We start from the raw sequence: 19817 nt of genomic DNA, 5'->3' as shown, positions 1-19817 counted from the left end.
ATCGTGCCGATTGAGAGCGCCGTACGTCCGAATGGACGCACGGCGCTCTGAGTGATTGGATCACCGCATGGTGCTTTTCCGAAAATCGATTCCGATTTTCGGGCCGGTGCTGTAATGCGCTTCGTCCCGCCCACGCCGCTTCGGCCCGAGAAAACGCCGAAGGGCGACGGTTTTGGCTTGTCACGGGAAAGGTTGCGCTGATAAGAGACGCCTCGCGCCGGCGACGTCGACCCCGTCCCGGCAACACCGTTGGCACGCCTCAGGCGCGCCCGGCATGGTGATCCGCCATTTGGCAGATCATCCCGTCCATATGCTGTGCGGCCATGCGCGACGAGCGGCCGGCCGCCCGGTTCGGACGCCCCTTTGGAGAGGTGGCAGAGTGGTCGAATGCACCGCACTCGAAATGCGGCATACGGGCAACCGTATCGGGGGTTCGAATCCCCCCCTCTCCGCCATTCTTACCATGTCCGGCCCGGAGACATGGGTAACAGATCGTTCCTGAGACATGGGTGACAATCTCGTGCCGAACGGATTGTCGATGGCTTGCAGGATGCTCTGAACCGGGTCGAAATATCCAGATCGTCTGCGTGAGCTAACAAGTCAGATGCCGTCGCCGGCTTACCTGATTTCGAGCCTCTGACCAGGGCCATGACGGTCGAGGCGCAGATCTTCTCCTGTGCATGCAGGCGTAACCGCATGTGGTGACGAGGACGTCATTATCGTGGGGACAGGCATTTGACCCGATAACACAGCGCGTGAGAGCCTGGCGGTCACGAGCCGGGACATCGGGGTCGCCGATCCCGACTGCGACGCCGAGCCATGGTTTCGGTATCAGCATAATTTCCCAATCATCGACCGCAATTCGAACGCTCGTTGCTCGCTTCTTGCCCTTCGACGCCGCAGATACCGGCCAATCGAAACGTCCTGTTCGAAAGACGAAGTCCTCATGAACCGCATTCTCCAGATCGTCGCGCTCACCGCGGGCCTTTTTGTTGCCGGCGCGGCTCAGGCCCAGGACGAGGTTCCGGTCGAGATCGGCTATCTCCCGATCCTTCCGGATGCCCAGCTGTTCGTTTCGCTGGAGAACGGCGCCTTTGCGAAAGCCGGGATCAAGCCGGATCTGGTCGAGTTCCAGGAAGGGCCGGCGATGGTGCAGGCGCTGCTCTCGGGGCAGCTCGACGCGGCCTATTTCGGCATCGGACCGGCCATGGTCGCTTCGGCGCGGGGCGCCGACATCAAGGTCGTCGCATCCAACATCGTCGAGCAGATCAGCTTTATCGCCGTCGGCGACCTCGCCGGTTTCGCCGCCGATGGTGTAAAGAAGCAGACCTTTGCCGACTTCGCCGCGAAATACGGCCGCAAGGCCAAGATCTCGACCTTCCCGACCGGCTCGGTGCCGGACACCGTCCTGAAATACTGGCTGACGAAGCAGCTCGGCGCTTCCGTGGGCGACATCGATATCATCCATCAGGGCGCGGCGCAGGTGCAGCAGGCCCTTTTGACCGGCGCCGTGGACGGAGCGGCCATCCTGGAGCCGGCGGTGTCGCTCGCCTTGTCTCGTGATGCGGACGCCACGGTTCTGGCGTCGGGGTCCGAGATGTTTCTCGGTCAGCCCGGGGCCGTCCTCGCGGTTCGCGGGGCGCTGATCAAGGAGCATCCCGAGCTGGTTGAAGCCATGGTCGCTGCGCAGCGCGATGCGACCGAGGCGCTTCGCGACAAGGCTCCGGGCGCCGCCGAGGCCGTGGCGAAGTATGTCGGTGGCGGGCGGTTGCCGCTGGATGTCGTGCGCAAGGCGCTCGAACGCTCGCGCCAATCCTTCGTCGCGGATCCCAACAAGATTGTCGAAGGGACCGTCGCGATGCGCGATTTCCAGAAGGCGCAAGGCACGTTGCGGGAAGATGTCGATGTCGAGAAGCTGATCGATACGTCGTTCTATGATCGGCTTACGGCGGCGGACGGTCAGGAGGCGCCCGCAGAGCCTGAAGCCGCGGCGCAATGAAACGCATGGCGTTGATCAACGTCCCGGCGGACAAGACGGCAGGGCGCGAGTCCTCTATCCAGGCAGGCGATCTACTCATCCACGCCCGGCGGATCGGTCTCGGTCTGGCCGGGGTGATCGTCTTCGTCGGCATATGGAAGCTCGCCTTCGACTTCGACTGGGCGCCGCGCGGAACCCTGCCGGATCCCTCCGCCATCTTTCCCGCTTTGCGCGGCGAGATCGAGAGTGGGCGGCTGTTTCCGGCGGTCGGATCGAGCCTGATCCACTATGCCTGGGGCCTGTCGATGGGGACGGGTCTCGGCCTCGTCGTCGGTCTCCTGGCCGCCGTCAACCGCGTCTTCGACGACATGCAGAGGCTGCTCGCCCGGATCCTTCGTCCGATCCCGCCGCTCGCCTGGGTGGTCTTCGCCATCGCCTGGTTTCAGGTCAGCCACGCCGGCGCGGCCTTCGTCATTTCGATCGGCGTCTTCTGGGTGAACTATTTCGCGACCTATTCCGCGGTCCGCAATGTCGATCCGCGCTTTTACGAGCTGGCGCGCGCCTTCGGCCGCAACCGGTTTATCGACGTGACATTCGCCATCACCCTGCCGGGCGCGGCCTCCGGAATTCTGGCCGGTGTCAGGACCGGCGTCGGGCAGGCCTGGATGACGCTGATCGCCGCCGAGCTGCTGGGCGTTCCAGGCATCGGCCAGGAGATGAACGCGGCAGCCGGCGTCGGTGCCTATGACGCGGTCGTCGTCTACATGCTGATCATCTCCCTGATCTACGGGCTGATGGACTTCGCCTTTTCGCTGGGCGAGGGATGGCTTCTCAGATGGAGGCCGGCTTGAACCCGCAAACCGTGAAGGAACAGCCCGCGCGTCCCATCGTCCTTGGCGTCGAGAATGCGAGCTACAGCTATCGCAAGGACGCCGCGCCGGTGTTTTCGGGACTCGATCTGTCGCTGCGGGCGGGCGAGTTCGTCTCGCTCGTCGGCGGATCGGGGGTCGGCAAGTCGACCGTGCTGCGCTGCCTGGCCGGCCTGTTGCCGCTCGACGGCGGGCGCCTTCACCTCGACGTCGAGCAGGTCGAAGGAAGTCGGCGACGCTCCGTCGTCTTCCAGGACAGCCGGCTCCTGCCTTGGCGTACGGTGGGCGAGAACATTGCTTACGGGATCGAGGGGCTCGGCCTGTCGAAAGGCGAGCGGTCCGACCGGATCGATGAGGTTCTGTCGCTGGTCAACATGCTGGGCTATCGCGACCGCTGGCCGTCGGACCTGTCAGGCGGTCAGAGCCAGCGCGTCGGCATCGCCAGGGCTCTCGCGGTGCGGCCGAAAATCGTCCTGATGGACGAGCCGTTTTCCGCGGTGGACGCCCTGACACGGAGGCATCTGCAGGAAGAGTTGTTGGGTATCTGGTCAGAGAGGGAACTCGCCGTCCTCTTCGTGACCCACGACATTCGCGAAGCGACCTATCTCTCGGATCGCGTCCTCGTCATGAGCGGATCGCCGGCAATGGTCGTGCATGACGAGCCGATGGGCCGGCGCAGCCGCAATCGCATCCATGAGGACAAGGCCCAGGAGGCAGCTGCGGGACGGATCTCGGCGGCGATGGGCGGCACTGACGGCGAGGGAATATGAAAGTCCTGATCCATGCAGCGGATGCAGCTTCGCTCGAAAGGGCGCGTTCGAACGCCAGGAACCTGATCCGCGAGGGGCCGGACGCCGAGATCGAGATCGTCGTCAATGCCGGCGCGGTCGCCGCTGCCCTCGACGCGCCCGACGAGACGGACGACCATCTCGTCCTCTGCTCGAACACGCTGAAGAGGCTGGGCCGCGAGCCCCGCGAGGGGCTCGTTCGCGTGCCTGCCGCCATCGTTCATCTCGTCCGCAGACAGGAAGAGGGCTGGGCGTATGTGAGAGCGTGATCGGCGGCGAGCGGGCGCCGACGGGACGGGTGAAATGGTCTCGATGAACTGCGGGGCTCTCGGCGCGCATTCCGCGATCTGGAGGGCACTCCCGCGCCTGCCGCCTCACTTCCGGTGCCGCAGCCCCGCATCGACGTCGACGACGGTGCCTGACAGATAGCCTGCCAGCGGCGAGGCCAGCATCACGACCATGCGGGCGATTTCCTCCGGTTCCGCAAGACGGCCGAAGGGGAGGTTCGCGAGGATCTCGGGCCAGCGCTCCGGGTCTCCCATCGCGCTCTCCGCTCTCTTGCGTGCCACCTGGACCACCCGATCGGTCTTCGTGCCGGAGGGGTTCACCCCGAAGACCCGGACGTTCCAGTCGGTGCTCTTCGCCCCGACCGCCTCGGTGAAGGCGATGAGCGCGGCATTGGCGGTGGAGCCGCAGACATAGTCGAAACGCGGCGAGCGGCCGAGATCGCCGATGATGTTGACGATCGTGCCGGAACCGCGCGCCTTCATGCCTTCCAGCGCGAGCCGCGTCATGTCGATATAGCCGAAGACCTTGAGCTGCCAGGACTCCTGCCAGGTCTCGATCGGCAGGGCGAAGAGATCGCCGCCGGGGATCGCCCCGGCACAATTGACGAGGACGTCGATCTCGCCGGCCGTCTCGATCAGGCTCTTGCGGGCAGATGCGTCGCCGATGTCGCAGGCATGGGCGGTGATCGCGGTTCCAAGGGTGGCAAGGCGGTCTTTCGCGGCGGCGAGCCGCGCCTCGTCACGGCCGACGATCATGATGTCGGCGCCTTCCGCGGCAAAGAGTTCTGCAATGGCGAAGCCGATGCCCTTCGAGCCGCCGGTGACAAGAATGCGCTGCCCGGCAAGCTGAAGGTCCATCAGGCCCCTCCGTCAGCGTGACCGGAGGCCGGCTCCACAGAGCCATACCAGTCGGCGATCGCCGAGCCTGTCGTGAACAGCACGTCGTCGCAGGCGGAGAGGAGATCCAGCATGTCGGCGAGTTCCGAATGCCGGTGCGGCACGCCCTGCAGATGCGGATGGAGACCGATCGCCAGGACGCGCGGATTGTCGTCGGCCTCGGCCCGGAACAGATCGAGCGTCCGCGTCAGACGGTTCAGCATCTCGCCTGTCGCGTGCTTCTCGATGGCGTAGACGATGGAATCGTTGATCTCGAGATTGTAGGGCATGGCCATCAGCGGCCCGTCCTTCGTCGTGATCCAGGAGGGCAGGTCGTCGACCACCCAGTCGAAGACGTGGTCGACGCCGTTCGCCTTGAGGATCTCCGGCGTTTCCAGGCTCTCCCGCAAGCCGGGGCTCAGCCAGCCGCGCACCGGCGCGCCGGTGAAGTCGCGGATCAGCCGGATCGTCTCGGCGACGAGTTCCGCCTCGCCGGAGCCGGCATGGTTGAGGGCGCGCTGGTGGAGACCGTGGCCGATGAATTCGAAGCCGGCCTCGCGCATCGCCTCGGCGGCCTGGGGATAGGCGGCGATGACGCCGGCATTGATCGAGGTCGAGGCCGGCAGGCCGCGCTCGGCGAACAGCTTCAGCATGCGCGGCAGGCCGGCACGCATGCCGTAGTCGGCCCAGGAGAAGTTCGGGACGTCCGGCACCGTCTCGCGGCCGTGCGGCGGGGTGATGATTGTCCTCGGCATCGGCTGGTCGAACTGCCAGTTCTCGACGTTGACGACGAGATTGACGAGGATGCGCTTGCCCTCCATCGCCGGCAGGGGCGGCCGCTCGGAGGACAGGCGGTAGGGAATGCGGGGGTTGCTCATGCGGTCTCCGCCTGATGGTGGGCGCTGCGCATCTCGGCCATGATCTCGGCCTTGTAGCGGGTGAATTCGGGGCTCGTCAGATCGTCGATCGAGCGGGGGCGGGGCAGCGTGATGGCGATCTCGCGGCCGATGCGGGCCGGCCGCGCCGTCATCACGAAGACCCGGTCGGCGAGGAGGATCGCCTCGTCGATGTCGTGGGTGACGAAGACCACCGTCGTGTTGAGCTTCTCCCAGACGGTGAGAAGCAGCTCCTGCATCGCCATGCGGGTCTGGGCGTCGAGGGCGCCGAAGGGCTCGTCCATCAAAAGCGCGCGGGGCTGCATGACCAGCACCCGTGCGATGCCGACGCGCTGGCGCATGCCGCCGGAGAGCTGCGCCGGATAGGACTGGGCGAAGTCCTTCAGCCCGACGGTCGCCAGCAACTCCCTGGCGCGGCCCTCGTATTCGGATTTCGGAAGGCCCTGCATCTTCGGTCCGAAAACGACGTTCTCCCAGACCGTCAGCCAGGGAAACAGCGCTGCCTCCTGGAAGACGACGCCGCGGTCCGGGCCGGGCCTGCCGATGGCGCCGCCGTCGATCAGCGCCGAGCCTTCGCTCGAGCCCTCGAAGCCGGCGAGGATGTTGAGGAGCGTCGATTTCCCGCAGCCGGACGGGCCGAGCAGTGCCACGAACTCGCCCTCGGCGATGTCGAGGTCGACGCTCTCGAGGGCGCGGACGGGCGTTGCCGAGAAATAGGTCTTGGCGACCTTTCGAAGGGCGATTTCAGCCATGGTCGTCTCCCTCAGCGGGCACCGGCGAGACGCCAGGAGAGCGCCCAGCGTTCGGCAAGCAGGATCAGCTGGTCCGACAGGAGGCCCATCACGCCGATCGACACCATGTCGGCGATGACGACGTCCATGCGGCCGACGTAATAGGCGTCCCACAGCACGTAGCCGAGGCCGGATTTGACCGCGATCATCTCCGACACGATGACGGCGGTCCAGCCGATGCCGAGGCCGATCCGGAGGCCGGTGAAGATCGCGGGCAGGGCGGCCGGCAGCACCACCCGGCGCAGGATGTCGAGCCGGCCGGCGCCCATCATCAGGGCGGCGCGCACGAGGTTGCGCTCGACATGGCGGGCGCCTTGGGTGGTGTTGATGACGATCGGATAGAAGGCGCCGAGCGCGATGAGGAAGATCGCGCTGAAGCCGGAAATGCCGAAGACGGCCAGCGAGAAGGGCAGCCAGGCGGTGATCGGGATCGGCCGCAGCATCTGCACCGTCGGATCGAGGATCTGGGCCCCGAGGCGGCTCCAGCCGATCCAGATGCCGGCGGGGACGCCGACCAGGATCGCGACGAGAAAACCCTCGGCGACGCGCTCGGTGGAAAAGATCACATTGGCGAGCCAGGTGCCGCTATAGGGATTGAGCCCCATGCCCTTGGCGCCGAAGGCCCAGGTCCACCAGGCCGAGACCACCCGGTCCGGTGTCGGCAGAACGCCGCCGAACAGCGATCCGTTGGTTCCGGCAAGCTGCCAGATCGTCACGATCGCCACCGGCAGGACGAGAGCGATGAGGATCTGGGCGAGACCACTGTTCATCAGGATGCGGGGCAGCGCGCTGCCGAGTGCGCGACTGCCGGGCGCGGCCATGCCGGCGGGACGGCTACCAGCCTCTTTGACGGAGGTGTCTGTCATCGCATCGCTCCTTGCGCGCGTCGTGTCTGGGCGTGCGTCGGACCTTGACGGCACTCCCCCGGCGCCGAAGCGCCGGGGAAAAGACAAGTGTTACTTTCCTTCGGCCTCATCGACGAGGGAAGCGTCCCAGTGCTCGGCGATGTCGCCCGAGACGTCCTTCTGGATGACCCCGAGATCGGCGAAGGCCTTGGCCTGGTTCTCGATCTGCTCCGGCGTGACAACCGAACCGAGGGTGATCGGCTTGGCGGCCTCCTTGGCGACATCGGGCGCAAGGCCGGTCAGCTTGGCATAGGCGGCGGCGAAGGCCTCGGGATCCTTGGCAAGCTTCTCCTGCGCGTCGAGATAGGCCCAGACGAAGCGCTCGACGGCGTCGCGCTTGTTCTCGACCGCATCCTTGGTCGCGACCAGCATGCCGAGTTCTGCGCCGACGGCCTTGGACTGGCTGTATTCGAGGTTCTTGGCGAAGAAGCCATAGCCTTCGATGACCGGCACGGATTCGAACGGCTCCCAGGTGACGATGGCGTCGACCTCGCCCTTCTTCAGCGCCTGGTCGAAATTTGCCCCGCCACCCTGGATGTTGACCGCCTTGAAGCTGTCATAGGGAACGCCCGCCTCGATCAGCGTGGCGGCGAACTGGAACCAGACGGCCGAGCCAGGCGCAATGGCGACGGTCTTGCCCTTCAGGTCATCCCAGCTGTCGAGCTTCACGCCCTTGCGGCCGATGACGTATTTCTTCGACGAGCCGACGCCCATGATGCCGACGACGTTGGTCGCCCCCTGCGACAGGGCGATGGCGAGATCGGCCGGGCCGACCGTCGCCATGTCGAGCGAACCGGACAGAAGCGCCGTGCGGGCGTCGGCATAGCGGGCGAACTCGACCGTCTTCAGCTTCACGCCGAGCTTGTCGAGTTCGTCCGAGATCAGTGTGATCGGGGCGAGGTGGCCGACCTTCTGATAGCCGACTGTCAGCTCCACGGGCTGGTCGAGCGGTTTCGGCTCCGGCCCGACGGCATAGGCCCGCATCGGGAGCATGGCGGCGGCAAGGACGGCGGCTGCCGCGAGCGAATGGCGAAGAATGCTGCGTCTCATCATGGCGTCACCTTTTCACACCGGGGTCGGATTGCACTCTCAATTCGGCCGTCCCGGCAGCGGCCTTGAAGAGCGGTTGGCGTTTTTCGGCGAAGGCCGCGCGTCCCTCGGCGTAGTCGGGGCTGGCGAAGCAGGCCGCGACGAGAGCGTCGACGGTCGCCTTGTCGCGCTCGGCATGGGGGCGCGACAGCTCGATCAGGGCGCGCTTGGCGGCCAGCAATGTCAGAGGCGCATTGGTCGAAATCGTTTCGACGAGGGTGTTCCGTTCCGCCTCGAAGGCCGACGTCTCGAAGACTTTCTGCACGACGCCGAGCCGTAGGGCGGCGACGACATCGAATGGCTCGCCGGTGAAGAGGATTTCGGCGGTGGCCGCCTGGCCGAGCCGGGCGACGAACATCTCGACGGCCGAATAGGCATAGCCGAGCCCGAGCCGGGTGCCGGGCATGCGGAATGTCGATCCCTCCGCGGCGATCCTGAGGTCGCAGGCGAGCGCCAGTTCGAACCCGCCGCCGAAGCAGATGCCGCGGATCGCCGCGATGGTCGGTTTGGGACAATTCGCGACGGCTTCGAGCGCCGCTTCGACCGCGTGCTCGTAGGCGGCGACGTTCTGCGGGGTGGAGCGGACCGTGGCGAATTCGGAAATGTCGGCGCCGGCCGAAAATGCGAGCGGTCCCGCGCCCTCGAGGACGACGACGCGGATGTCCGGGTCTGCCGACGCTTCAGCGATGCGCTCGGGGATCGCCTGCCACATCGCAAGCCCCAGCGCATTGCGACGGCGCTCGTTGTCGATGGTGAGCGTCGCCGCGTGACCCTGTTTGCGAAGATCGATCGCCATGGTCAGATCGCTCCCTTCGCTCTGAGATCGCCGATCTCGCCGGTCGACAGCCCGGCCTCGCCGAGAATCTGGTCGGTGTGTTCGCCGGGATCGGGGGACGGCGTGCGGATGGACGAGGGTGTGCGGCTCATCGTGATCGGGGTCGCGACGACCTCGATCGGGCCGCGGGCCCTATGCGTGAGAGGCCGTGCGACACCCAGATGCCGCACCTGCGGATCGGCGAAGACGGCGTCGATGCCGTTGATCGGGCCGCAGGGAACGCCGTGCCCTTCGAGGATCGCAAGCCAATCCTCGGAGCGCTTCGCAACGAAGATGTCCTTCAAAAGCGCCGTCAGGACGGGGCGGTTGGCGAAGCGGTCGGCCTGTGTGGCGAAACGTTCGTCTTCCGCCAGTTCGGGGCGCTCGATCGCCCGGCAGAACGGCGCCCACTGGCTCTCGCCGCCGACGGCGATGTTGATGTGACCATCGGCGGTTTCGACGACGCCCATCGGCGTCGAATAGGGGTGGTCGTTGCCCGCCTGTCCCGGCACCTCGCCGTCGATCAGATAGCGCGCGGCCTGGAAATCCATCATCGCGATCATCGATTCCAGGAGCGATGTGTGCAGCCACTGGCCTTCGCCCGATCGCTCCCGCTCGGCCAGTGCGACGAGAATGCCGCAGGCGGCATAGATGCCGGCGGTGGAATCCGCGACGGCGATGCCGGCGCGCACCGGGCCTTGGCCGGGCAGGCCGGTGACGCCCATCAGGCCGCCCATCCCCTGCGCGATCTGGTCGAAGCCGGCGCGCATCCGATAGGGGCCGGACTGGCCGAAGCCGGAGATCGAGGCGAGGATGACGCGGGGGTTTTCGGCCTTCAAATCGTCATAGGCGATGCCGAGCCGCTCCTTCACGTCGGGGCGGAAATTCTCGACCACGACGTCGGCGCCGCGCACCAGCCGCAGGAACAGGGCGCGGCCCTCGGGTTTCTTCAGGTTGAGCGTCAGCGAGCGTTTGTTGCGGTGGAGGTTGAGCATGTCGTAGCCATGCCGCTCGCCGCTCATCTTGGCATTGGGGTCGACGCCGGCGGGCGCCTCGACCTTGATCACGTCGGCGCCGAAATCGGCGAGGATGCGGCAACAGGTCGGGCCGGCCCGCACGCGGGTGAGGTCGAGGACGCGGAGATTGGACAGGGCGGCGGAGCTCATGGGGCGAGGCTCTCCGTGGCTTCGAGGATGGGGCGGGCCAGTGGCGGCACGCGGCCGTGCCAGGCCGACTGCGCCTGGAACGCCGCGCCGAGTTCGAGGAGGGCGCGATCTTCGCCCGGCCTGCCGATGATCTGCAGGCCGACCGGCATGGCGCGGTCGTCGAAGCCGGTCGGGACCACGAGGGCGGGCAGGCCGAGATAGTTGGCAAAGCGCGTGAAGGCGCTGAGCGCATAGAGCGTCCGCCCGGAAAAACCCTCGGCGGACGGATCGACGTCGCACAGCCGCGGCGTGCGGATCGCCATGGCCGGGGTGACGAGAACATCCGCGTCGCCGAAGACGGTATCGAGCAAGCCCGCGCGTGCGGTGCTTCTGGCATCGAGGTCCCGGCGGAGCGCGTCGTCGTCGACTGGAAACCCGCTGGCGATGCGTCGGGCGAGGGTCGGTTCCCTCGCGGCGAGATCGGGGATGGAGCCGAGGTTTCTCGCCGCCTCCGCGCCGAGGACGCGCAGCGCAGCCGCGCCGTTTTCGTCGATCGCCGGTCCCGCAGCCGAGGCGATGGTCGGCATGCCGAGGGTCCGGAAGAGCGCGATCCCGTCCTCGCAGGCAGCGCGCACCGACGTTTCGCACCGTTCCAGAAGGTCTGTCGCGACGGCGATGCTCCTGCTGCCGCCGTCGCGCGGCTTTACGTCGCCGGCTTGATCTGTGTCGAAAAGCGCGATGCCGGAAACGACCAGCAGGATATCGGCCGCGCCGCGGGCCAAGAGCCCGATCGTGTCGAGGCTGGGGCTCAGCGCCATCGCGCCATCGTCGGAAACGAAGCCGGTGGAGGGCTTCCACCCGGTGACGCCGCAGCAGCTGGCGGGAATGCGGACGGAGCCCGCCGTGTCCGATCCGACGGCGACGAAGGCTGCGCCGCTGGCGACTGCCGCGCCCGAACCGGAGGACGAACCACCCGGCGCGAAATCCGGGTTCCAGGGGTTGAGCGCTGTGCCGATGCCGGATGGCTCGAAGGCGAGCTTCGTCATGCGCGTCAGGCCGACCCGCGCCGCGCCGGCCGCATCCATCCGGCGAAGCATCGCGGCGGTCTGGCCAGGCGGTGGGGAGAATGCCGTCTCGAGCCCGCAGGATGGAGCACGTCCGGCGAGATCGAACATGTCCTTTGCGGCATAGGGGAGCCCGGCGAGCGGGCGGCGCGAGACCGAGGCGGCCTGCGAAGATTCATCCTCCGCTTCGCCAGGGTCGACGAACAGTCGGAAGGCGGCGTCGAGGTCGGCTCCCGCATCACGGCAACCCGTTGCCGCCACGACTCTCTGGTCAGGCGTCAGATCCGTCCATTGCGGGAGCATGGCGAGCGGCATGAAGCAAGGCACCTTCGGCTGCCTGTTTCTTGAGCCTGTTCAGCGTATGGGCAAATGCGAACTCTGGGAATGAGAATTCAGCGTCATCAGATTTCTCCAACGGAGAAACCGGAGCTTTCCTTCCGACGTCGCATGAAACCGTCGTCAGCCGTGGGCGCGCGTGTGTTGGGTGGCCCGGTCCCGCAGGAACGCGATCAGCCGGGCGGTCGAGGCGTTGGGCGCTTCGGCTTCCTGGACGCAGATGATGAAGCGGCGCTCGGCCCATGGTTCGGCAAGCGGGACAAGCGAGAGACCGAGGGCGGTGGCAAGCGGCCCGATGGCCCGTCGCGGCAAAATGCCGATGCCGAGCCCCTGGCCGATCAACTGGCACATCACCTCGAAGCTGCGCACCTGCACGCGAACCCGGGGCCCGCGCCCATGGGCCCGCGACTGATCGGCGAGCAGGCGGTGGACCGCGGTGCCGGGCTCCAGCGCGATGTGGTCGTCGTCGAACAACTCGTCGAAGCGGACCTCGCTCCGGCCGGCAAGGTCATGATCGAAGGGCATGGCCACGGCCAGGACGTCGTGGGCATAGGAATGGGTCGCAAGGCCGTCGGTATCGCTGCCGGCGACGACGACACCGACATCGGCCTGCTTGCGGTAGAGCGCTTCGAGCGTATCGGCGCTCGGTCGCTCCTCCAGGTCGATCTTGATGGCGGGCTGCTCTTTGGCAAAGGCCGCGAGATCGGCGGCGAGGCATTCAACCAGCACGGAACTCGAGGCATAGACCCGGATCGTTCCACTCGCCCCCGAGCGATGGTCGTCGAGTTCCGCCTCGACCTTCTGCCCGAGATGCATCACGTCGCGGGCATAGCGCAGGACGATGAGCCCGGCAGATGTCGGCTCGACACCGTGCGGGCGGCGGGTCAAAAGGGGAAGTCCCGCCTCGTGTTCGAGCAGACCGACGCGCCGGCTCGCCGCCGAGGCGACGATGTTCATCCGCTCGGCGGCGCGGCTGATGCTGCGGGTCTCGCAGATGGCGACGAAGAGCGAGAGCGAAAACAGGTCGAGATTGCGCATGGTGCGATCATAGCATCCGCGCCTCGCGCGGTTTCAATGCCGGTTGCCCTGAACGTCACGGGATTGGCCCTCCCGCGTGATCCCGCCGAAGAGGCGTTCGCTGTGGGCCTGCCGTCCGGTTCTCTCACTTCCGGTCGGAAAGGCCGAGTTCGGCGCGGATCGAAACGCCGTGCTCGTCCGTCTCCGGCACCTTGCCATAGGCCACGGCTTGCCCGCCGCGCACGACGGCGCCCGGGGCGAGAAGCTGCAGGGAACCGGTCGGGGTCGGCACCTCGACGAAGCGGTTCTGCGGATGCTTCACGACGTCCTCCATGTCGGACAGCCGACCGATGGCGATGCCCGCTTCGGTGAGAAGCGCAATGTTCGCCTCCCGGTCGCGTTTGGCGAGTTCCCTTGCGACGAAGCCGTCGGTCTCGGGGCGGTTCCTCACCCGCTCGTCATTGGTTGCAAAGCCCTGCTTCTTCGCCATCTCCTGCGCACCGAACGCTTCGCAGAGCGTCGCCCATTCCCGGTCGTTCTGGACCGACAGGAGCAACGCCTTGCCGTCGGCGCAGTCGAAGACGCCGTAGGGAGCAATCGTCGGGTGCTGCAGACCCTGTCGCCGGGGCGTCTTGCCGCCGTAGCGGTGCTGCAGATACGGCACGTTCATCCAGTCGGCCATCGCATGGTAGAGCGACACCTCGATGTGCCGGCCCTTGCCGTTGAAGGCCCGGCCGATCAGCGCCTCGAGGATCGCCTGATAGGCGGTCATGCCCGCCGCGATGTCGCAGACCGAGACGCCGACGCGGGCCGGCCCCTCCGGCGTGCCGTTGATCGCCGACAGGCCGCTTTCGGCCTGGATCAGCAGGTCGTAGGCCTTCTGCGAGGCGCGCGGGCCTTCCGAGCCGTAGCCGGAGATCGAACAGGCGATCAGGCTGGGGTGGCGTTCGATCAACGCGTCGATGCCGAAGCCGAGGCGCTCCATGACCCCCGGACCGAGATTTTGAATGAGGATGTCGGCCTTTTCGATCAGCGCCGCCAGCACCGCCTTGTCGGCCTCATCCTTCAGGTCGAGGGCGATCGATTCCTTGCCGCGATTGAGCCAGACGAAATAGGCGCTGTTGCCAGCCGCGAGCCTGTCGTAGCCGCGCGCGAAATCGCCCTCCGGCCGCTCCACCTTGATGACGCGCGCCCCGGCATCGGCGAGCTTCACCGAGGCGTAGGGCGCCGCCACCGCATGCTCCACCGACACCACGGTCAGGCCTTCGAGATCGCCCATGGTCTTCCTCTCGTTTCCGTCCTCTCGTGACTGCCCGAGAATGCCGAAAGACCGAGCGACTGTACAAATAGCTTCGCCGCCCTCTACCAATAGGGTCATCCTATCACCGGAAAGCGTCATGGATTCGCGCCAGCTCGCCTATTTCCGCCAGATCGTCGAAAGCGGCTCGATGAGCGAGGCGGCGCGCGTCCTCGGCGTCGCCCAGCCTTCGCTGTCCCAGCAGACCCGCAATCTCGAAGGCTATCTCGGCACCGAACTCCTGACGCGTACCGCCCGCGGCGTCGTGCCCACCGAGGCGGGGCAGCGGCTCTACGAACACGCCTGCCGCATCGCCGATCTGTTCGAAAAGGCCGAGGCGGAGGTGCGGGCCGTTGCCAGCGAGCCCTCGGGACGGGTCGAGTTCGGTCTGCCGGCCTCGGTCTCGATGGCCCTGTCGATCCCGCTCGCCGAGACCGTCAGAGTCGAGATGCCACGCGTCCATTTCTGCGCCACAGAGGCGATGAGCGGCCACATCAAGGAATGGGTGAAGTCCGGCGAGATCGATCTTGCGCTCCTCTATGACGAGGACGGCATCGGCGACTGTGCGTCCGAGTTGATCCTGCGGGAAGACCTGTGGTTCTACGCCGCCCCCGACGACTGGCCCTTCGAGACGCCGCCGGGCGAGCCGGTGCCGCTCGCCGCCGTCATGGCGCTCGACCTCGTGCTGCCCTCGGGCCGCCATGGTCTGAGGACGCTCATCGACCGCGTCGCCAAAGGCGCGCGGCTGGAGCCGCGGGTCGTCACCGAGATGGATTCGCTCCAGCAGATCAAGGCGCTGGTCGCCCGCGGCAGCGGTCACACCATCCTGTCGCCCGCCTCCGTCCACGACCTCGTCGAGATGGGCCGTCTGGTCGGCAGCCAGATCATCGAGCCGCGTATGCGCCGGCCGGTCTATCTCGTCCGCTCGGCAAGGACTCGGGCCACCACCGCGACACGCGCGATCGAGACCTATTGCCGGCAGGTGATCGCCGATCTCGTGCGCCGGGGCATCTGGCAGGCGGAGTTTCCTGCGGGGCCAGAGTAGCCGCCTATGCCGCAGCGGCGGTTCGCCTATTGGACAGCCGACGGCCGGGAAGCCTACCGTCGCCCGCCAGATGGCAGAATCTGATGGAGAACCTGCGCATGAATCAAGCGGTCCGCGCCGAGTGCGAAAGCTATGTCGGCCGCGAACGGGTGGTTGCCGATACCATCGCGCCGGAGACGGCGAGCAAACTCGCGACGCTGCTCGGACGCCGGATGCCCGCCGAAGGGCTGCCGCCGACCTGGCACTGGGCGTATTTCAACCACGGCTATCCCGTCACCGATGCCGGCGAGGACGGCCATGAGCGCCTCGGCCTGTTCCTGCCGCCGGCGCCGTTTCACCGGCGCATGTGGGCGGCAGGCGACGTGACGATCCACCGGCCGCTGCAACTCGGCTTACAAGCGACACGGCGCTCCATCATCACCGCCGTCGACTTCAAGACCGGCAAGAGCGGCGACCTCTGCTTCGTCACCGTGGAACATTCCATCACGCAAGGCGGGGACAGTGCGATCGACGAGATCCACACCGTCGTCTACCGGGATCGCGGCCTCGCCGAAAAGGCCCTGCGCGGGCAGGACGATCCGGTGCCGGAAGGCTTCTTCGTCCATCCGGACATGGAACTCTATTTCTACTCGGCACTCACCCATAATGGCCACCGGATCCATTGGGACCGGGGATTCTGCCGCACGGTCGAGGGCTATCCGGGCCTTGTCGTCCACGGCCCATTGATGGCGACGAAGCTCTGCCACAGCATGATGGACGAGGCGGAGGCCGACGGCTCCGGCGAGGCGACGCTCCACCGCTTCGCCTTCCGGGCGCAAGCACCGGTCTTCGAGACCACGCCGATTCGCCTCGTCGTCGAGGCGGGTGGCGGGGAGGCTGCTCGCAAGGGGCGCGTCGAGCGTTCCGACGGCGTCACCGCCATGACCGCGACGCTGGGCCTCACCTGAGACGGCGAGACTTCTGGATGCCGGTTCAGGCCCGCGCCAGCAAAGCGCGGGCCCGAAGGACCACCGGGGCGTCGATCATCTCGCCGGAAAGACGGATCGCTCCGCCGCCGGACGCCTCCGCCGCCGCAACGATGGTCTTGGCGCGGGCAATCTCGTCCTCGGATGGGCGCATTGCGTCGTGAATCGGCGCGATCTGCCGCGGATGGATCGCCAGGCGCGCCTGAAAGCCGAAGGCCAGCGCCCGCCGCGTCTCCGCGGCGATCAGCGCGCCGTCGTCGATCGCGGCCGTGATGCCGTCGATCGGCGGTGCGATGCCCGCGAGGCGGGAGGCGAGGGCAAGTTCGGCGCGGTAGACCACCATCGCCTCGCCATCCTCGGTCAGCCCGAGATCCGCCATGAAGTCGATCGTCCCGAAAGCGAGGCGAACGACGCCGCGCGCCGCAGCAATCGTCCGCGCCGCCGCAAGTCCCCGCGCCGTCTCGATCAGCGCGATGACGGGCTTGCCCAGCGCCTCGATTTCTTCGGCGCTCTCGGCCTTGGCCAGCATGACGGCGGCGATGCCCGGATGGGCGGCGAGGCGGGTGTCGTCCGCATGCCAAAGCGTTCCGGCCGCATTGATGCGCAGCACGATCCCGGCATCGTCCGGCAGCGCCTCCAGACCCGCACGCGCCGCCGCCTTGTCCTGCGGCGGGACGGCGTCCTCGAGATCGACGACCACTGCGTCGGCGCCGCTGGCGCGGGCCTTGACGATCCGCTCCGGGCGGGTCGCCGGCACGAAGAGAAAGCTGCGCGCGGTGGACAGATCTCGTTGCATGGGCACCTCCTCCAGGTATTGGGTGTCTACGGTTGGGCATCGCCGCCGCTGACGGGCGTCTTCTGACCATCAGATAGCCCCATCGCCGGCGCCGCCGAAAGCGCCGACCGATCCATGGCGACGGGTGGAATGCTTCCGGCAGGGGCGATCATAGCCGCAGCCTATGGAATGCATTCCGATTGCACCCTCCAGTCCGGCCGCTCCGCGCGTTAAGGTCGGCCGAGCATTGGAGACGACCATGACAACAATCGACACCCACGACGAGATCCGCGAGGCCGTCGGCCGCCTCTGCCAGGATTTTCCCGGCAGCTACTGGCGCGAGCTCGACGAGCGGCGGGCCTATCCGACGGAATTCGTGAAGGCCCTGACCGAGGCGGGCTTCCTCTCGGCGCTGATCCCGGAAGAATACGGCGGCTCGGGCCTGCCCTTGTCGGCGGCCGCGGTGATCCTCGAGGAGATCCACCGCCAGGGCGGCAATGCCGGCGCATGCCACGCCCAGATGTACACGATGGGGACGTTGCTTCGGCACGGCTCCGAAGAGCAGAAGGCCGCCTATCTGCCGAAGATCGCCGACGGCTCGCTCCGGCTCCAGTCCTTCGGCGTCACCGAGCCGACCAGCGGAACCGATACCGGGTCGCTGCGCACGACCGCCCGACGGGAGGGCGACCAGTTCATCGTCAACGGCCAGAAGATCTGGATCTCGCGCTCGGAACATTCCGACCTGATGATCCTTCTCTGCCGCACGACGCCGCTGGAACAGGTCGAGAAGAAGACCCAAGGCCTCTCCGTCTTTCTCGTCGACATGGTGGAGGCGAAGAAGAACGGCCTCACCATCCGGCCGATCCGCACGATGATGAACCACGCAACGACGGAGCTGTTCTTCGACGCGGTGCCCGTGCCGGCCGAGAACATGATCGGCGAGGAGGGCAAGGGTTTCCGCTACATCCTCTCCGGCATGAATGCCGAGCGCATCCTGATCGCGGCGGAATGCATCGGCGACGCCAAGTGGTTCATCGACAAGGCCTCCGCCTATGCCACAGAGCGCGTCGTCTTCGGCCGGCCGATCGGCCAGAACCAGGGCATCCAGTTCCCGATCGCCAGGGCCTATGCCCGGATGCGCGCCGCCGAGCTGATGCTGCACGAGGCGATCCGCCTCTACGAGGCCGGCGAGAACCCCGGCGCCGAGGCGAACATGGCGAAGATGCTGGCCGCCGAGGCAAGCTGGGAGGCGGCGGAAGCCTGCGTCCAGACCCATGGCGGCTTCGGCTTTGCCGAGGAATACGACGTCGAGAGGAAGTTCCGGGAGACGCGGCTCTACCAGGTGGCGCCGATCTCCACCAACCTCATCCTCTCCTATCTCGCCGAGCATGTCCTCGGCATGCCGCGGAGCTACTGATGACGATCGCCGCAGATCTCGCCCGCTTCACCCTTTCGCAGGAGCCCGCCAGCGAGGCGGCCAGTCGCTTCACCGCGCTGTCGCTGTTCGACTGGGCGACCGCCGGCCTCGCAGGCCGCGACGAACCGGTGTCGCGGGCAGCGCGGGCGATGGCGCTGGGCGAGGGGGCGGCGGGCGGTGCCACTCTGATCGGTGGCGGCAAGGCCCATCCGCGTGCCGCTGCCCTTGCCAATGGCGCGATCAGCCACGCGCTCGACTATGACGACACGCATTTCCTTCACATCGGCCATCCAAGCGTCGTCGTGATGTCGGCGGCGCTCGCCGTCGCCGAAGTCGAGGGTTCAAGCGGTCCCGCCTTTCGCGCGGCGCTCACGCGCGGCCTCGAACTCACTTGCCGCGTCGGCGACTGGCTCGGCCGCTCGCATTACGAGGCCGGTTTCCACCAGACCGGCACCGCCGGTGCCTTCGGCGCGACGGCAGCTGCAGGGCGCCTCCTCGGTCTCGGCGAAGATGCCATGACCTCCGCCCTCGGCCTCGCGACGACCCGCGCGGCGGGATTGAAGAGCCAGATGGGAACCATGGCGAAGCCGCTGAATGCCGGCTTTGCCGCCGAGGTCGGCGTCACCTGCGCCTTGCTCGCGCGCCACGGCGTCGTCTCCAACCCCGAGGCCTTCGAGGACGCGCAGGGCTTCGGCCCCACCCATGCCGGGTCCGACCGCCGCCAGGCCTTCGACGGCATGGGCCGGGAATGGGTCTTCCCCGGGATCTCCTACAAGCACCACGCCTGCTGCCATGGCCTCCACGCGATGCTCGAATGCCTGGCGGAGATCAAGGCCGGCGGCGTCGATCCCGGATCGGTCGAGCGGATCGCCATTTCGACCAATCCGCGCTGGTTCGCCGTCTGCAACAAGCCAGAGCCCGTGACCGGGCTCGAGGCGAAGTTCAGTTACCGGCTGACGGCGGCGATGGCGCTTCACGGCGTCGACACGGCGGATCTCGGCGCCTACACCGAAGCGACCTGCCGGCGGGCGGATCTCGTCGCCCTGCGCGACAGGGTCGTGGTCGAGGCGGACGCCGAATTGGCCGATACGGCGTCGCGGGTCGTCGTCGAACTCAAAGATGGAACGCGGCGGTCCGCATCGCACGATCTCGCCGCGAGGCCGGATCCGGAGCGGACCGCGCTGCGGCTCAAGGCAAAATCGGCGACGCTTCTCGGCGATGCGCGGTCCGAGGCGCTGTGGCAGGTGGTCTCGACGCTGGACCAGGATGCCGTCGGCCTTGCCGGCCTGGCCGAACTGCTGGGGGAAACCCGCTAGAGCCGCAAGGCGCGCGCAGTTCTCGGGCGCCGGGACGTCTTCAGCGCCGGAACAGCTCTTCCTTCGCGGCGTGACAGGGTGAGATGTCGGGTTCACGTGTCGATTGTATATGCTTTGCACCGCTGACCATGTTCGCGCGATATCTCG

At 67.1% G+C, this 19817-nt stretch carries 19 protein-coding genes and 1 tRNA gene; 9 read left to right on the top strand and 11 right to left on the bottom strand.

The features are described 5' to 3' along the window. The first annotated feature begins 365 nt into the window (after positions 1 to 365). The 5 genes from E3C22_RS15505 (at position 366) to E3C22_RS15485 (ending at position 3904) form a co-directional block, all read left to right on the top strand. Positions 366 to 455, top strand: a tRNA-Ser gene (locus E3C22_RS15505). 491 nt (positions 456 to 946) lie between these two features. Further along, positions 947 to 1999 carry an ABC transporter substrate-binding protein gene (locus tag E3C22_RS15500; protein ID WP_134762933.1) on the top strand — a complete coding sequence of 351 codons (1053 nt, stop codon included), beginning with the start codon at positions 947 to 949 and terminating at the stop codon, positions 1997 to 1999. A 5-nt stretch (positions 2000 to 2004) separates the two neighbouring features. Next, positions 2005 to 2829 carry an ABC transporter permease gene (locus E3C22_RS15495; RefSeq protein ID WP_134762932.1) on the top strand — a complete coding sequence of 275 codons (825 nt, stop codon included), beginning with the start codon at positions 2005 to 2007 and terminating at the stop codon, positions 2827 to 2829. Then, positions 2826 to 3617: an ABC transporter ATP-binding protein gene (locus tag E3C22_RS15490; protein WP_206026971.1), complete on the top strand. Its 792-nt coding sequence runs from the start codon at positions 2826 to 2828 to the stop codon at positions 3615 to 3617. Before E3C22_RS15495 ends, E3C22_RS15490 begins: the two co-directional genes overlap by 4 nt. Next, positions 3614 to 3904: a DsrE family protein gene (locus tag E3C22_RS15485; RefSeq protein WP_134762930.1), complete on the top strand. Its 291-nt coding sequence runs from the start codon at positions 3614 to 3616 to the stop codon at positions 3902 to 3904. Before E3C22_RS15490 ends, E3C22_RS15485 begins: the two co-directional genes overlap by 4 nt. A gap of 105 nt (positions 3905 to 4009) precedes the next feature. On the opposite strand, the gene E3C22_RS15480 is transcribed toward E3C22_RS15485, so the two are convergent. The 10 genes from E3C22_RS15480 to E3C22_RS15435 form a co-directional block, all read right to left on the bottom strand. Continuing rightward, positions 4010 to 4780, bottom strand: coding sequence for a short-chain dehydrogenase/reductase (locus E3C22_RS15480; RefSeq protein WP_134762929.1), 771 nt, complete (start codon positions 4778 to 4780; stop codon positions 4010 to 4012). Further along, positions 4780 to 5676, bottom strand: coding sequence for a polysaccharide deacetylase family protein (locus E3C22_RS15475; protein ID WP_134762928.1), 897 nt, complete (start codon positions 5674 to 5676; stop codon positions 4780 to 4782). The genes E3C22_RS15480 and E3C22_RS15475 overlap by 1 nt, the downstream gene beginning before the upstream one ends. Then, the gene (locus E3C22_RS15470) at positions 5673 to 6446 is read right to left on the bottom strand and encodes an ABC transporter ATP-binding protein (RefSeq protein ID WP_134762927.1); all 774 of its coding nucleotides are present in this window, start codon (positions 6444 to 6446) and stop codon (positions 5673 to 5675) included. Before E3C22_RS15470 ends, E3C22_RS15475 begins: the two co-directional genes overlap by 4 nt. A gap of 11 nt (positions 6447 to 6457) precedes the next feature. Then, positions 6458 to 7351 (bottom strand): ABC transporter permease, encoded by an 894-nt coding sequence (locus E3C22_RS15465; protein WP_134762926.1) that lies wholly within the window; start codon positions 7349 to 7351, stop codon positions 6458 to 6460. A 90-nt stretch (positions 7352 to 7441) separates the two neighbouring features. Next, the gene (locus E3C22_RS15460) at positions 7442 to 8443 is read right to left on the bottom strand and encodes an ABC transporter substrate-binding protein (protein WP_206026970.1); all 1002 of its coding nucleotides are present in this window, start codon (positions 8441 to 8443) and stop codon (positions 7442 to 7444) included. A 4-nt stretch (positions 8444 to 8447) separates the two neighbouring features. Beyond that, complete coding sequence (locus tag E3C22_RS15455; protein ID WP_134762925.1) at positions 8448 to 9275, bottom strand: enoyl-CoA hydratase; 828 nt, start codon at positions 9273 to 9275, stop codon at positions 8448 to 8450. 2 nt (positions 9276 to 9277) lie between these two features. Further along, positions 9278 to 10459, bottom strand: a complete 1182-nt coding sequence (locus tag E3C22_RS15450) for a CaiB/BaiF CoA transferase family protein (protein WP_134762924.1) — start codon at positions 10457 to 10459, stop codon at positions 9278 to 9280. After that, positions 10456 to 11817 (bottom strand): amidase, encoded by a 1362-nt coding sequence (locus tag E3C22_RS15445; RefSeq protein WP_134762923.1) that lies wholly within the window; start codon positions 11815 to 11817, stop codon positions 10456 to 10458. The genes E3C22_RS15450 and E3C22_RS15445 overlap by 4 nt, the downstream gene beginning before the upstream one ends. Before the next feature lie 144 nt (positions 11818 to 11961). Next, positions 11962 to 12876, bottom strand: a complete 915-nt coding sequence (locus tag E3C22_RS15440; protein WP_134762922.1) for a LysR family transcriptional regulator — start codon at positions 12874 to 12876, stop codon at positions 11962 to 11964. Positions 12877 to 13000: 124 nt separating this feature from the next. Further along, positions 13001 to 14134: a CaiB/BaiF CoA transferase family protein gene (locus tag E3C22_RS15435; RefSeq protein ID WP_134762921.1), complete on the bottom strand. Its 1134-nt coding sequence runs from the start codon at positions 14132 to 14134 to the stop codon at positions 13001 to 13003. A 118-nt stretch (positions 14135 to 14252) separates the two neighbouring features. Between E3C22_RS15435 and E3C22_RS15430 the strand changes: the two genes are divergently transcribed. Both E3C22_RS15430 and E3C22_RS15425 read left to right on the top strand, forming a co-directional pair. Beyond that, on the top strand, positions 14253 to 15197 hold the full coding sequence (locus tag E3C22_RS15430; RefSeq protein WP_134762920.1) for a LysR substrate-binding domain-containing protein: 945 nt from the start codon (positions 14253 to 14255) through the stop codon (positions 15195 to 15197). A gap of 98 nt (positions 15198 to 15295) precedes the next feature. Beyond that, positions 15296 to 16144 carry an HTD2 family dehydratase gene (locus E3C22_RS15425; RefSeq protein ID WP_167591790.1) on the top strand — a complete coding sequence of 283 codons (849 nt, stop codon included), beginning with the start codon at positions 15296 to 15298 and terminating at the stop codon, positions 16142 to 16144. 25 nt (positions 16145 to 16169) lie between these two features. Here the strand turns inward: E3C22_RS15425 and E3C22_RS15420 are convergent, their stop codons facing one another. Further along, positions 16170 to 16958 (bottom strand): HpcH/HpaI aldolase/citrate lyase family protein, encoded by a 789-nt coding sequence (locus E3C22_RS15420; protein ID WP_134762918.1) that lies wholly within the window; start codon positions 16956 to 16958, stop codon positions 16170 to 16172. Between the two features lie 238 nt (positions 16959 to 17196). Here E3C22_RS15420 and E3C22_RS15415 point away from each other — a divergent pair, with 238 nt between their 5' ends. Next, positions 17197 to 18354, top strand: coding sequence for an acyl-CoA dehydrogenase family protein (locus tag E3C22_RS15415; RefSeq protein WP_134762917.1), 1158 nt, complete (start codon positions 17197 to 17199; stop codon positions 18352 to 18354). Next, positions 18354 to 19670, top strand: coding sequence for an MmgE/PrpD family protein (locus E3C22_RS15410; protein ID WP_134762916.1), 1317 nt, complete (start codon positions 18354 to 18356; stop codon positions 19668 to 19670). The genes E3C22_RS15415 and E3C22_RS15410 overlap by 1 nt, the downstream gene beginning before the upstream one ends. Positions 19671 to 19817: the final 147 nt, after the last annotated feature.

Source organism: Jiella endophytica (assembly GCF_004519335.1).
In the GTDB taxonomy this organism is placed as follows: domain Bacteria; phylum Pseudomonadota; class Alphaproteobacteria; order Rhizobiales; family Rhizobiaceae; genus Jiella; species Jiella endophytica.
This window is presented reverse-complemented; position numbering and strand designations above follow the sequence as displayed.